This is a genomic window from Grimontia sedimenti, assembly GCF_011045095.1.
Classification (GTDB): domain Bacteria; phylum Pseudomonadota; class Gammaproteobacteria; order Enterobacterales; family Vibrionaceae; genus Enterovibrio; species Enterovibrio sedimenti.
This window is the reverse complement of the sequence record NZ_JAALDL010000025.1, coordinates 1-13562: the sequence shown is the minus strand read 5'-3', so window position 1 is coordinate 13562 and position 13562 is coordinate 1. Positions and strand designations below refer to the sequence as shown.

The following is a 13562-nucleotide window of genomic DNA, read 5'->3' as shown; positions in this document are numbered from 1 at the left end:
AGTTCCCTCATTCGGTATGACTTCATTATTGCAAATAATTCTCATTTGTAAATGTGGTTTCTGTTAATTGTTTTAATAGGTGAAAACTATTGAACAAGGCTGAAGTGAGTAAGGTGTTGCTCGAAGAGAGAAAAAGAGAGGCAAACCCCGGCTTGTGGCACCAAGCCGGGGGAGTGGTTCAGGCTATCGCTACCTGTTCTTGAAGTGCAAGATTAAAAGCTTCCAAAGGCATGGGCTTGTAGAACAAATACCCCTGAGCCATATCGAGACCTGCTGCGACTGCGGCAACGAGCTGTTCCTCGGTTTCCAACCCTTCAATCAACACTTGTTTATTCATTCCTTTCAACATATTCACCATGCCGCCCAGCAAAGTTTCTGAACGATCACACTTGCTCAGTCCCCAAGTGAAAATGCGGTCGATTTTGATCACTGAGACGGGAAGATCGAGCAAATAGCCGAAAGATGAATAGCCCGAGCCGAAATCATCCAGATGCAAAGTCCAGTTCTGGCGGTGAAGCATAGTGATGTTGAACTTGGTGTTTTCACCCTGAACAAAGCAGCCTTCAGTGATTTCGAGTGAGATCCGATCTTTATCGACGCCATATTTTTGCAAGATACCGTTGAGTACGGGTAACAACTCCCTTCGACTCAAGGTGAGCGGGGAGATATTTACCGCAATCTCGGGGAAGTGAGGATTGGCTTCGAGGATCTCACAGGCAGTGCGGAAAACGTAGGTGTCTAATTCGAAACTTAATCCCGCCGCTTCTGCGATAGGCACGAAAACTCCGGGTGAAACCTCCCCCAGTTCGGGGTGTTCCCATCGAATCAGCGCTTCTGCACCAATGATCCTGTCATCACGCAGATCTACCTTTGGCTGGAAGACGAGGTATAGACGGTTTTCAGCGAGGTCATGGCGCAGCTTATTGATCAGGTTTAAGCGCTCAGTACAGGCTTTTTCCATGCCGTCATCAAAGGTGAGGGTAGAGCCTCGACGTTTGGATTTTGCCTGTTTGAGCGCGATTTCTGCCCGCCTCAATGCCACTTCAATATCGTAGATATCGCCATCATAACTCACGCTGAAAAGCCCAGCGGTCGCGCTGAGATAGAATGTCCCACCGTCCATGCTGAACCGGGTGTCCTGCAGGTTTTGCAACATATTACACAGCTCAGGTTCTTCAAGCTCCGTTGCGACGGCAAATGCATCACTATGAAGTCGGCCCACTATGCTGTTTGCAGGCAAAGCCTGTTGCAGGGTTTTACCAAACACCTTGAGCACACGGTTGCCGTATTCAAAACCCAGCGACTCATTGATTTGGTGGAAATCATCAATATCAATCACTGCCAATGTCAAACGGCCGGTTTGTTTTAACAGTGTGGGCGCTTGGGAGTCGACAAAACCCAGACGGCTATGGAGACCGGTGATTTCGTCGGTAAATACGGCATCAAAAAGTTGATTGATAAACTTAGTGTTTTCCAGTCCTAAAGCCACATTCTGGATGAATACACTCAATAGCTCTGGATCCAGTTGGTCGAGCAAATTCGTCCTATCGGTCATGATATAAATCACGGCCTTCCAGCGGCTGGGCGTGTCGAGATAAAGGGCGATATTGCCATCCTGAATGACGTTTTTTCCCTCTTTGAATGCTTGGCGAATCACACACTGGGAAGATGGCTCAAGCTCCACACTGTCGAGAGGGTGGCCAAACACCTTTTGATACTTTTTACTGGCAGCGACAATGATGTGTTCATCTTCTTGCCGTTTACTGGTGGCGTGACAGTATATTTTCTCAAGCTGCTGAGGGGGATTTAAAGGGCGACTGGAAACACAGAAAATCCCCTCAGAATGAATATCAAACAGCACATTGATTTGCTCCAGAACACCTTCTGTAAAGCTCGCCAGTGATCGCTCCTGAAATTGATTGGCGGCGGAATCCACAATCTTTCTTAGGCCATCACGGCTTTTCTGAATCGACACCAGATTGTGGTAGGAGCGGATAGATGTGCAAAGGGTGCTGAAGAGTTTGGCCCGGGTAAGTTCGTTTTTGGTTTTGTAATCGTTGATTTCGAAGTTTTCGATCACGGACTCTTCCGGCGCATACCCCGGTTGCCTGTGCGAAGCACGATCTGTGTCGTGTGGTTGCCTAGCTCGTTACGGATGTAACTGGCCAGTCGCAGCCCGGCATCCTCTGTCTCCATCACCACGTCGAGCAACACCACAGCAGTGTCTGGATTTTCCTCAAGAAGTTGCTGTCCTTCGGCGCCAGAGTATGCATGGATGAAGGTCAATGGATACCCAAGAATTGCTACTTTGTTCAGCGCCAATGTGGTGGCCTGATGCATGGAGGTTTCGTCATCAATGATGGCGACCTTCCAACTTCGTCCTGCATTTACCGATGGCTTCGAAGGCGTAGATGGTCCATCGATGATATTGATTTTAAAGTCACTCATTGTCCACCTTCAGCTTGTTGAATGGATGCCGGAATGGAAATATCAAAAACGGCACCGTTATCGTTGTATACCTTAATGTCTCCTTGAAGCATGTTGACCACAATGCTGTAGACGATGTGCATGCCCATTCCCGAACCGCCTTTGCCAAGGCGGGTGGTGTAAAAAGGCTCAAAGATGCGCTTGAGTCCCTCACCAGAGAGCCCTTTACCTGAATCTCGGTACAGCCACCTGATACGTCCTTCTTCACGAGATAACGTCAGAGAAATTTCTCCCTGACCATCCTGATCAAATCCGTGGAGGATGGAGTTGTTAAACAGGTTGGTAAACACCTGTCCTATCGGCCCGGGGTAACTGCTCATGACTAAATCATCTTCTGCGTGCAAGGAAAACTGAATCGGCCGGTTTTTGATTTGGTGGTGCAGGGTGCTATAAATCTCGCGCATCAAGGTACCCAGTTCAAACTCGCGCAATTGCTCGCTGGTTTGGTCGTTGGCGACTTGCTTGAAGCTGTTGATGAGCTCAGACGCTCTTTGCAATGAGCGATTCATTACGCTGTAGGCATCGGCACTGTGTGATTCAAAGTTGTCGAGATCTTCCCGTCGGATTTCTCCGGTTTTGAGCTTTTCCAAAAATGAAAGGTGCTCGGTTTCCAGCGTGCTTGCCATGGTCACTGAAATACCAAGCGGCGTATTGATTTCGTGGGAAACCCCCGCAACCAGGCTGCCAAGGGAAGAAAGTTTCTCTGTTTCAATGAGCTTATCCTGCGCTGACTTCAGGCTCTCCAACATCTCTGTCAGTTGTTCTTTGTCGCGTTTCAGAGCTTCTTTCTGATTAGCATTCTCTATCTGCAGTTGGTCGAGTCGGGAAAGGCCGACCTGGAAGTTTTTCAGGCTGAGGGTGATCCGTCCCAGCTCATTGTCTTCAATGTCTTCGAAAGGGATATTGCGGTGACCCAGACGCAATGCCTGAATGGTTGTGTTGATTTTTTCTAACGGCCTGAACAGTGAACGCTGGAAGAAGAGGACAATGAATGTCAGTAAAATAGTCGCAAAAATAGTAACAAATATGAGTAAATACATGGATTTGTTGGCTATATTGCGCAGCCCATGAGATTCTTCGATCAATAGGCTGTCCGACTGGTCAGCCATTTTGTTGAGTAGTGTTTTCATATCCAGAAATACGCCTTGTTCCAACGCAATGACCGCTTTCAGTGCACGTTTTCTAGCGGTGTTGTCATGGTGGTCGAAAACGTTATTTGCAATCGCGAAGAACTTGGCAAAGTGCCATTGAATGCGCTTAAGCTGATCCTGAATAACCGGATCATCTGTTACGCCGGATAAGGACTTGAGGTAGTGTCTGAATTCTTCCGCATTGGCGAGAAAGCGTGTTTCAGCTAAAGGGTAACCCAGTAGGTAGTTGTCCAAGTCAGATGTCATGTCCTGCATTTCATCAAGCAGTTCAAGATCGTAACGACGTAAAGAGGCGTGATCATTTGGAAGATAGTCAGATCGTTCTGCCCGTTAATTGTGGTATGGAGTTTGTCGAGGAGAGCTTCCAAGGGCTGGCTGGTAGAAGTAACAAGGGAGCGGGCTCGTTGATCTGCGGTTGGGTCAAAAACATTGAAAACCGTGTCTTGCGCCTTTAATAAAAAGGTTTGATGCAGTGCTCTGAGCTGCGAAATGTCCTCAGTAAGTGCCAGACCTTTTGAAACGCTGAGATCCTGCTTATGTTTAACGAATGTCGTTAGATGCTGCAAAAAAGCCGTATGGCCTTCCACATCCTCTTCTTCCACATACCTCATTAGGTTGAACAGCATCTCGCTAAGTTCATCCACCATGTGTATGGTGTTGATGGTATTGGGAAGTGCCTTATCTAACAGCGCATCAGTACTGCTTCGGGTATTAAGCGCGACCCAAACAGTCAGAGATGATACGGTGAGTAAGAGAACCGTCAGTGTTATCAGGCTGAGGTGCAGCCTGAATGCGATTGAATTCATTTCTACGTTTCATTAGTTGCAGAATGGCGTTCTATAAAGCGTAGTAATGGATTTCGACGCGAATGTCAAAGTTGCTCATCAATTGCGGCGCATGTCACTTTCATGCGTCGAAATGTTGATAGATTTAACAGTGATGGTGGGTGGAGAGAAAAGAAAACGGGCCTTCCGTTGAAAGACCCGTTTGTGAGCGTAAGTTACGCGGTGAGATTACAGTGCAGCGATAACTGCTTTCTGCTCTTCCAGCTTAGTCAGGGTTTCTGCGTAACCGTCCAGCTTCGCACGTTCAGCAGCAACAACCGCTTCAGGAGCTTTCGCTACGAAACCTTGGTTATTCAGCTTGCCTTCAACGCGTTTGATTTCACCTTGGGTCTTGGCAATTTCTTTGTCCAGACGAGCCAGCTCGGCGTCTTTATCAATCAGACCTGCCATTGGGATCATCAGGGTAGATTTACCAACCAGTGCGGTTGCACATGCCGGTGTTTCTTCGCCTGCTTCCAGAATGCGTATGCCTTCCAGCTTCGCCAGTGACATCAGAACCTGTTTGCTTGCTTCAACACGCGCAGCATCTTTCTCGTCAGCGGCTTTCAGCATCACATCCAGCGGTTTGCTCGGTGCGATGTCATATTCAGCGCGCAGGTTACGGATGGCTGTGATGAAACCTTTCACCCACTCGATATCAGCCAGTGCTGCTTCATCGAACTGTGCTTCGTCATACTGTGGCAGTGCCTGCAGCATGATGGTGTCACCTTCAACACCGTCTACCAGCGGCTTCACGCTCTGCCAGATAGATTCCGTGATGTATGGAACCACTGGGTGCGCCAGTCGCAGTGTCTTCTCAAGCACGGTGATCAGCGTGTGACGGGTCGCGCGCTGTTGTGCTTCAGTGCCTTTCCACAGAACAGGTTTGGTCAGCTCCAGGTACCAGTCACAGAATTGGTTCCAGATGAATTCGTACAGGGTGTTCGATGCCATATCCAGACGGAAGTTTTCGATATGCGCGTTGAACTCTTTCGCTGCCAGTTGGAATTGAGATTCGATCCACTTGTCAGCCAGTGAGAACTCCATCTCACCGCCTTGCATGCCGCAATCCTGATCTTCTGTGTTCATCAGCACGTAACGGCTTGCGTTCCAGAGCTTGTTACAGAAGTTGCGGTAACCCTCAAGACGCTTCATGTCCCAGTTGATGTCACGACCTGTTGAAGCCATGGCAGCCAGAGTGAAGCGCAGTGCGTCGGTACCGTAGGCTTCGATACCGTTTTCGAAGGTCTTACGGGTGTTCTTTTCGATCTTCGCTGCCAGTTGTGGCTGCATCATGTTACCGGTACGTTTTTCTACCAGTGACTCTAGATCGATACCGTCGATCATATCGATCGGGTCAAGCACGTTACCTTTAGACTTCGACATCTTGTCGCCGTTTTCGTCACGGATCAGACCCGTTACGTAAACAGTTTTGAACGGTACTTGTGGTTTGCCATCTTCATCTTTCATGAAGTGCATGGTCATCATGATCATGCGTGCAACCCAGAAGAAGATGATGTCGAAACCGGTTACCAGTACATCAGTCGGGTGGAAGGTTTTCAGTTCTGGCGTTTCTTGTGGCCAGCCCAGTGTACCGAATGTCCACAGTGCAGATGAGAACCAGGTATCCAAAACGTCGTCGTCCTGACGCAGCACAACAACGGGTGCCAGACCATTCTTCTCGCGAACTTCTTCTTCGTTACGACCGACGTAAACGTTGCCGTCGTTGTCATACCACGCAGGAATGCGGTGACCCCACCACAGTTGACGGGAGATACACCAGTCTTGAATGTCACGCATCCACGAGAAGTACATGTTCTCGTATTGCTTAGGCACGAACTGGATGTCGCCATTTTCTACTGCTTCAACGGCAGGTTGTGCCAGTGTCGCAGTGCGAACGTACCATTGGTCAGTCAGCATTGGTTCGATAACCACGCCACCACGGTCGCCGTAAGGAACAGTCAGGTCGTGATCTTTGATCTTGTCCAGCAGGCCCAGTTCTTCGAACTCAGCAACGATCGCTTTACGTGCAGCGAAACGCTCCATGCCGCGGTATTTCTCTGGCAGGTCAGTGCTGTATACATCGCTCGCTTCGCCGTTGGTGTTGAACACTTCGGCTGCGTCGCGGATGTCTGCGTTGAACGTCAGGATGTTGATCATTGGCAACTGGTGACGCTTGCCAACTTCGTAGTCATTGAAGTCATGCGCAGGGGTGATCTTCACACAACCTGTGCCTTTCTCCATGTCAGCGTGTTCGTCGCCCACGATTGGAATGCGGCGGTCAACGATTGGCAGAATGATTTCTTTACCGATGAGATCTTTGTAACGCGGATCTTCTGGGTTTACCGCAACACCGGTATCGCCCAGCATGGTTTCTGGACGGGTAGTTGCAACCACGATGTAGTCTTTACCGTCAGCGGTTTTAACGCCGTCAGCCAGTGGATAACGGAAGTGCCACATGTGGCCCTTCACATCTTTATTTTCTACTTCCAGATCGGAAATGGCCGTGTGCAGTTTCGGGTCCCAGTTAACCAGACGCTTGCCGCGGTAGATCAGGTCATCTTCATACAGACGTACAAACACTTCCTGAACAGCAGCGTAAAAGCCATCATCCATGGTGAAGCGCTCACGATCCCAGTCGACAGACGCACCTAGACGGCGCAGCTGCTTGGTGATTGTGCCACCGGATTCGCCTTTCCACTCCCAGATCTTGTCGATGAAAGCGTCACGGCCGTAGTCGTGCTTGGTTTTGCTTTCTTCTGCCGCGATCTTGCGCTCAACAACCATTTGGGTCGCGATACCTGCGTGGTCAGTACCGACCTGCCACAGGGTGTTTTTGCCTTTCATGCGCTCGCAGCGGATCAGGGTATCCATGATGGTGTCCTGAAACGCATGGCCCATGTGCAGGCTGCCCGTGACGTTGGGTGGTGGGATCATGATGCTGTAAGCAGCTTTTGATGTGTCACCGTGAGGCTTGAAGTAGCCAGCCTCTTCCCAGCGCTGGTACAGCGCTTTTTCAATTGATGTTGGGTTGTATGTCTTTTCCATAGCGCTCTTGATGGACTGATTTAATAGGACATTTCTTCAATGGCGAGGGTACGCATTTGACGCCCCGCCATGCGGTAAATTTTGTAGCGTTCCCGAGCCTGTTGCTTGAGAGCTTCTTCGCAAGGCACGAAGTCTACCACTTGTGCAAAGGAAGGCGCAAAAGTTGCTGCTTCTTGCGCCAGATTTATTAGCACTTGGCGGTGGCCAGCATGGCGTACACCTGGCCAACCGATTTCAACCTGTGCTCCCCCTCGGGGACCTTCGCCAACGAGGTTATGAGGCACAAAGTGTTCCGTGGTTTGCTGGAAGAGCCATTCATCAATCGCTTCGGCTTGTTTTCTATCTTCAGCCATGATGAATGCCTTCATACCTTGCTGACAAAAAAGGGCAGAGAGTTGGCTAACCTTTTCCAACATTTGTTGTGTTGGTTGGTCTTGCGATTCATCCAGTAAGTAGAAGGTCGCCATGCCTGTCATCGATTTCCCTCTTTAGCCATTGGGCGGTGTTGATAACGCCATTGTTTTCGGCTCAGTGTGCGGCGAGTTGCTCACTCACGCAACAAAAAGCAGCAACAAAAAAGGAGGCCTAGGCCTCCTTTTCTCTTTGTGCAGTTTTACTCTGCGACTTCAAGGCCAGAACGGTTCAGAAGGAACTGGACCAGCAATGGGACAGGACGGCCTGTTGCGCCTTTGTTCTGTCCGCCTTTGAACGAAGTACCGGCTACATCAAGGTGTGCCCAGTTGTACTTTTTCGCGAAGCGTGACAGGAAACAACCTGCAGTGATGGTACCGCCACCAGGGCCACCGATGTTTGCCATATCAGCAAACGGGCTCTTGAGTTGCTCTTGGTACTCTTCTGTCATTGGTAGACGCCACGCACGGTCACCCGCTTGCTCTGATGCATTGACGATTTCGTGTGCTAGTGGGTTGTGGTTAGAAATCAGACCGCTGATATGGTGGCTCAGTGCCACAATACATGCACCGGTCAGGGTCGCCACGTCAATCACACACTCTGGCTCATAACGCTCAACGTAAGTCAGCGCGTCACAAAGTACCAAGCGGCCTTCTGCGTCAGTGTTGAGTACTTCAACAGTTTGGCCTGACATGGTGGTCACGATATCACCTGGGCGGTATGCGTGGCCATCTGGCATGTTTTCACAGCCTGCCAGCACACCCACCACGTTAATTGGAAGATCCAGCTTCGCCAGAGATTTCATGGCACCGAATACCGCGGCTGCACCACACATGTCGTACTTCATTTCGTCCATGTTGGCAGGCGGTTTCAGTGAGATACCGCCAGCATCGAACGTCAGGCCCTTACCTACCAGAATGATTGGCTTCGCATCTGGATCTGGGTGGCCTTTGTACTCCATGATAGACATCATAGATTCGTTTCTAGAGCCTTGGCCCACAGCAAGGTAAGAAGTCATGCCAAGCTCTTTCATTTCTTGCTCGCCAATGATCTTGGTGCTGACTTTTTCAAAGTCATCCGCCAGACGGCGTGCTTGCGAAGCAAGGTATGCTGGGTTTGCAACGTTTGGTGGCATGTTGCCAAGGTCTTTACATGCGTTCACACCGGAAGCAACCGCCAAACCGTGTGCAATTGCGCGCTCACCCAGATTCAGTTCACGACGTGTTGGTACGTTGAATACCAGTTTCCGCAGCGGACGGCGGGTTTCTGGCTTCACGCTCTTGAACTGGTTGAAGGTGTAGAGGCTGTCTTTGGTACTCTCAACTGCTTGGCGCACTTTCCAGTAGGTGTCGCGGCCTTTCACGTGCAATTCAGTCAGGAAGCAAACCGCTTCCATTGAGCCCGTTTCGTTCAGCGTGTTGATGGTATTTTTGATGATTTCTTTGTATTGGCGCTCACCGAGTTCACGCTCTTTACCACAACCCACTAGAAGCACACGCTCAGACAGCACATTAGGAACGTGGTGCAATAGCAGCATCTGGCCAGGCTTTCCTTCGAGGTCACCACGGCGCAGCAGGCTACTGATGTAACCGTCACTGATTTTATCAAGTTGTTCTGCCACTGGTGACAGGCGGCGTGGTTCAAACACACCTACAACGATACATGCACTGCGCTGTTTCTCGGGACTCCCGCTTTTTACACTGAACTCCATGCGTACTCCTACATCCTAAAGACAAGTGAGGCTAAATGTTGGATAATGCCCGCTTTATCGGAACTCGAAACCGTGTTCGACGTAAATTTCATTAAGCAGGCCAACACTTGGCCGAAAGATTAAAAAATAACTAATTTACCGAAAAACTATAGCGATTCGAGTAAAAAAACAAGTTTTCTAAAGGTAAAACGCCGTGATTATTGTTCGGTATTTGATCCGAGAAACAGTGAAAACGCAACTTGCGGTGCTGTTTGTGCTATTTCTGGTCTTTTTTAGCCAGAAATTTATCCGAGTGCTGGCCAACGCTACAGATGGCTCAATTCCGGGCAGTGATGTGTTAACCCTTGTCGGGTTATACATGCCGTCGATGGGCATGTTGATGCTGCCGCTCAGCCTCTATATCGGTATTTTGATTACTTTTGGGCGTTTGTACGCAGAAAGTGAAATTACCGTCATGAACGCGACAGGTATCGGAAACAAGTTTTTGATCCGTGCGGCGCTGTATTTGGCGGTGATTACCGGTACGGTGGCGGCCTTCAACGCCTTATGGTTAACGCCATGGGCAAATGATAAAGAAATCAAAGTGATGGAAACGCTTGAGGCGGATACAGGTCTTGAGCTTTTGGTGCAGGGGCAAATCCAAACAACGCCAGATGGACAGGCCGTGGTTTTTGTCAGCGAGATCACCGGAGAAGGCAAAGATCTCCATAAAGTCTTTATTGCACAACCTGTCCCTCGCGGCACCTTGCGCCCCAACGTTGTTGTGGCTGAGAAAGGTTATATCTCAGAGTTACCTGATGGACGTCAGGTGCTCGACCTGAATGGCGGTATGCGCTATGAAGGTGTGCCCACCTTACTTGATTACACGGTGACAGATTACGAGAACTATCAGGTGCTGATTGGTCAGCGTGAAGTGCGTCAGAAACATCGTGATTGGGATGCAGTCCCTACCCAGGTATTGCTCAACGAGCCTTCAGCACGTGCTCAGGCTGAACTTCAGTGGCGTATCTCTCTGGTGCTATGTATCCCGCTGATGACCATGATTGTGGTCCCGCTTTCGGCGGTGAACCCGCGTCAGGGACGTTTCGCAAAACTCTTCCCTGCGGTGTTAATTTATCTGGCTTACTTCCTTTCTATCAGTGCGGCGAAATCTGCGGTGGAGGAAGGCAAGTTGCCACCTGAGATTGGTCTTTGGAGTGTAAATATATTGGCGTTGCTGGTGGCGTTAATGCTGATCAGTTGGGATAGTCTGCCAATGCGTAAACTGAAATACCGATTGAGGAGAGCGGCCTAATGTTTAAGATCCTCGACCTTTATATAGGCCGCACAATTATCGCTACAACAACCTTGTGTCTTGCAACACTGGTTGGTCTGTCCGCCATCATCAAGTTTGTTGAGCAACTGCGTTCAGTGGGTGAAGGGATCTTCACCATGATGACGGCGATTCAGTATGTGCTACTCAGTATGCCTCGCGACATTGAAATGTTTTTTCCGATGGCTGTGTTGCTAGGAGCTCTCATTGGACTGGGCACATTGGCCTCGAGCTCTGAGCTTGTGGTGATGCAAGCAGCAGGCTTTTCCAAGCTTGATATCGGTCTTTCGGTACTGAAAACCGCCATGCCTTTGATGTTGGTAGTACTGGCTCTGGGGCAGTGGGGTGCGCCTGACGCTCAGAAAGCTGCGCGTGAACTTCGCGCCTTCGCCAAATCTGGCGGTAACGTGATGTCGGTGAGAACCGGCGTGTGGGCAAAAGACGGCGCAGACTTCATCTATATTGCACGAACTGATCAGAAAGAGTCGCTGACGGGTGTGAATATCTGGAAGTTTGATGACACCCAAAACCTGCAGGCTCAGGTTTTCGCAGAGCAAGCTAAATACCTGGATAAAGACAGTTGGATGCTGGAGAAAGTGACAGTGACGCACTTCGATGGCCCGGTGAAGATAAGTGAAACCAAAGAAGCGGAGCTGGCATGGAAAACCACACTAACGCCAGAGAAGCTCGCGATTGTGACGGTGAAGCCTGAAGAGCTCTCTCTCAGTGGTGTCTACAGTTACGTGGATTACCTGAAAGCATCAGAGCAAGATGCTTCCCGCTATGAGCTGGCTTTATGGCGTAAGGCACTTCAGCCATTGTCGATTGGTGTCATGATGCTGTTGGCGCTGAGCTTTGTTTTTGGACCGTTGCGTTCAGTGACCATGGGGGCGAGGGTGCTATCCGGTGTGATCTTTGGTTTTGCCTTCTATATATCTAATGAAGTCTTTGGCCCGATGACACTGGTCTATAAGCTACCGCCATTTGTTGGTGCGGTGGCGCCGAGTTTGGCTTTTATCGGTGTGACGCTTTATCTATTAAACCGAAAGCTCTGATAAAGGCGATATCAGATTGGAAAACAAAAGAGGGAGCCTGTTGGCTCCCTCTTTATTATCAGCATTATTACGAATTATTTAATCGTATCGACTTTAATCACCTGACTGTTGGAGAAGTGATCCTGAAACGCGCGGTTGTTTCGGTCAAACAGAGCCAGCAGGTTGCCAATACCTAAGCAAGAAGTTGCCATTCGGATAAGGGCTTGGGTAAAGGTGATGTTCCCACCAAACTCACTGATGACTTTAAGCTTCCATGCTTTCATTCCAACTGTCTGTCCTGCTCGGGTCCAGAAGTAACCATAAAAGCCAGCTGCAATAGCAAACACATAGATAGTAAAGAAAGGGCTGACTGCCGGGTTGCGTGTCAGGTAATCGCTGACATCTTCATAGCCATCAATGGATAGTCCGAGCTGCACAGCGATAGCCACGGCACCGACGACTAATGCGATTGCTAACATCTCCACAGCGATGAGTACGAGAAAGTCATAAAGCCAGGCGCCAAAGCGGCGGAAAAAGCTAGCGCCCTTGGGTACGCTGTACTGTGTCGATGATTGAGCCATTGTTCTGTCCTAGAAATGAGTACTGTGTGTAGTTTACCAGCCTAATTGGCAGTGTTGAATGCGTAAAAATAGGGCAGATAGCGCGTGTTTATAGCACTGTGGTGAAAAAAGAACCGATCGAGAAGGTTTTGTGAATTATAGGCTTGCTTCAACCCATTGCTTGCGTATAATTGCTCGCACTTGCCCGGGTGGCGAAATTGGTAGACGCAGCGGATTCAAAATCCGCCGGTGGTGACACTGTGCCGGTTCAAGTCCGGCCCCGGGCACCAATTTCCGGAAAAGCCCCAGTCGAAAGACTGGGGCTTTTTTCGTTTTATGCTTTTCTATTGGCACTCCAAAAATCCCTCTTTATTACGTTCCTTTACTCTAACCTCTATTTAATGATGCTTTTCTCCCTGCCACATTCGTTCTAATTACCAATGACAAGAAAAAGCTCGATGATTATTGGGCTCATCAGCGGCTTCTTAAACACAATCTCTACTGTGTGCAGGGATGAAGGTGTGCTTCATTTCAATTTTCTTTCCTCTTTTAGGGTCAAAATTGTTGGATAAATACTCATTTTTGCCGTTTTTGCTGGCTTTGTGACCATTTGAATAGATTTTTGAAAATTATTTGGTTTTTGCTATTGCCAACGAAAGTGAACTCTCTATAATGCGCCTCATCGACACGGCAAGCGGCTCGCAGAGCAAGCTACCAAGTCAACGTTCTTTAACAATTTGACCTATGCAATCTGTGTGGGCACTCGTGATTGATAGACAAAAGATTTATCGATGTTTACTGAGTGACCAAATCAAGTTGGTACAGCCTTGAGCTGTTTTGATTTCACTTTTTCAAAAGTGAAAACCAATAAGAGCACAGTCAATTCGTTCTGCTCTTTCTTTACTTTGTAGAGAGGGGTGAGAACACAACAGTATTTCATCGAGCCAAAAACTTTAATTGAAGAGTTTGATCATGGCTCAGATTGAACGCTGGCGGCAGGCCTAACACATGCAAGTCGAGCGGC

General features: G+C 49.0%; 10 protein-coding genes, 1 tRNA gene and 1 rRNA gene. 4 read left to right on the top strand and 8 right to left on the bottom strand.

The genetic code is table 11. The features are described from left to right. Positions 1 to 178: 178 nt before the first annotated feature. The 7 genes from G5S52_RS21835 to pepA form a co-directional block, all read right to left on the bottom strand. A complete protein-coding gene (locus G5S52_RS21835; protein WP_368737488.1) occupies positions 179 to 2080 on the bottom strand; it encodes an EAL domain-containing protein in 1902 nt (633 codons plus the stop codon). Next, on the bottom strand, positions 2077 to 2448 hold the full coding sequence (locus G5S52_RS24100) for a response regulator (protein ID WP_235956469.1): 372 nt from the start codon (positions 2446 to 2448) through the stop codon (positions 2077 to 2079). Before G5S52_RS24100 ends, G5S52_RS21835 begins: the two co-directional genes overlap by 4 nt. Further along, the gene (locus tag G5S52_RS21830) at positions 2445 to 3884 is read right to left on the bottom strand and encodes a sensor histidine kinase (protein WP_235956468.1); all 1440 of its coding nucleotides are present in this window, start codon (positions 3882 to 3884) and stop codon (positions 2445 to 2447) included. The genes G5S52_RS24100 and G5S52_RS21830 overlap by 4 nt, the downstream gene beginning before the upstream one ends. Beyond that, on the bottom strand, positions 3881 to 4444 hold the full coding sequence (locus G5S52_RS24095) for a hypothetical protein (RefSeq protein ID WP_235956466.1): 564 nt from the start codon (positions 4442 to 4444) through the stop codon (positions 3881 to 3883). Before G5S52_RS24095 ends, G5S52_RS21830 begins: the two co-directional genes overlap by 4 nt. A gap of 207 nt (positions 4445 to 4651) precedes the next feature. Then, positions 4652 to 7510 carry a valine--tRNA ligase gene (locus G5S52_RS21825; RefSeq protein WP_165018473.1) on the bottom strand — a complete coding sequence of 953 codons (2859 nt, stop codon included), beginning with the start codon at positions 7508 to 7510 and terminating at the stop codon, positions 4652 to 4654. Between the two features lie 20 nt (positions 7511 to 7530). After that, positions 7531 to 7986: a DNA polymerase III subunit chi gene (locus G5S52_RS21820; protein ID WP_165018471.1), complete on the bottom strand. Its 456-nt coding sequence runs from the start codon at positions 7984 to 7986 to the stop codon at positions 7531 to 7533. 137 nt (positions 7987 to 8123) lie between these two features. After that, positions 8124 to 9632, bottom strand: a complete 1509-nt coding sequence (pepA, locus tag G5S52_RS21815; protein ID WP_165018469.1) for a leucyl aminopeptidase — start codon at positions 9630 to 9632, stop codon at positions 8124 to 8126. A gap of 193 nt (positions 9633 to 9825) precedes the next feature. Between pepA and lptF the strand changes: the two genes are divergently transcribed. Beyond that, positions 9826 to 10926, top strand: coding sequence for an LPS export ABC transporter permease LptF (lptF, locus tag G5S52_RS21810; RefSeq protein WP_039849768.1), 1101 nt, complete (start codon positions 9826 to 9828; stop codon positions 10924 to 10926). Further along, positions 10926 to 11999, top strand: coding sequence for an LPS export ABC transporter permease LptG (lptG, locus tag G5S52_RS21805; RefSeq protein ID WP_165018467.1), 1074 nt, complete (start codon positions 10926 to 10928; stop codon positions 11997 to 11999). Before lptF ends, lptG begins: the two co-directional genes overlap by 1 nt. A 74-nt stretch (positions 12000 to 12073) precedes the next feature. Here lptG and G5S52_RS21800 read toward each other — a convergent pair whose 3' ends face one another. Then, positions 12074 to 12559 carry an RDD family protein gene (locus G5S52_RS21800; RefSeq protein WP_046307036.1) on the bottom strand — a complete coding sequence of 162 codons (486 nt, stop codon included), beginning with the start codon at positions 12557 to 12559 and terminating at the stop codon, positions 12074 to 12076. Between the two features lie 182 nt (positions 12560 to 12741). Here G5S52_RS21800 and G5S52_RS21795 point away from each other — a divergent pair. After that, positions 12742 to 12828 (top strand) — tRNA-Leu (locus G5S52_RS21795). Between the two features lie 664 nt (positions 12829 to 13492). Then, positions 13493 to 13562, top strand: a 16S ribosomal RNA gene (locus G5S52_RS21790); the annotation flags it as partial.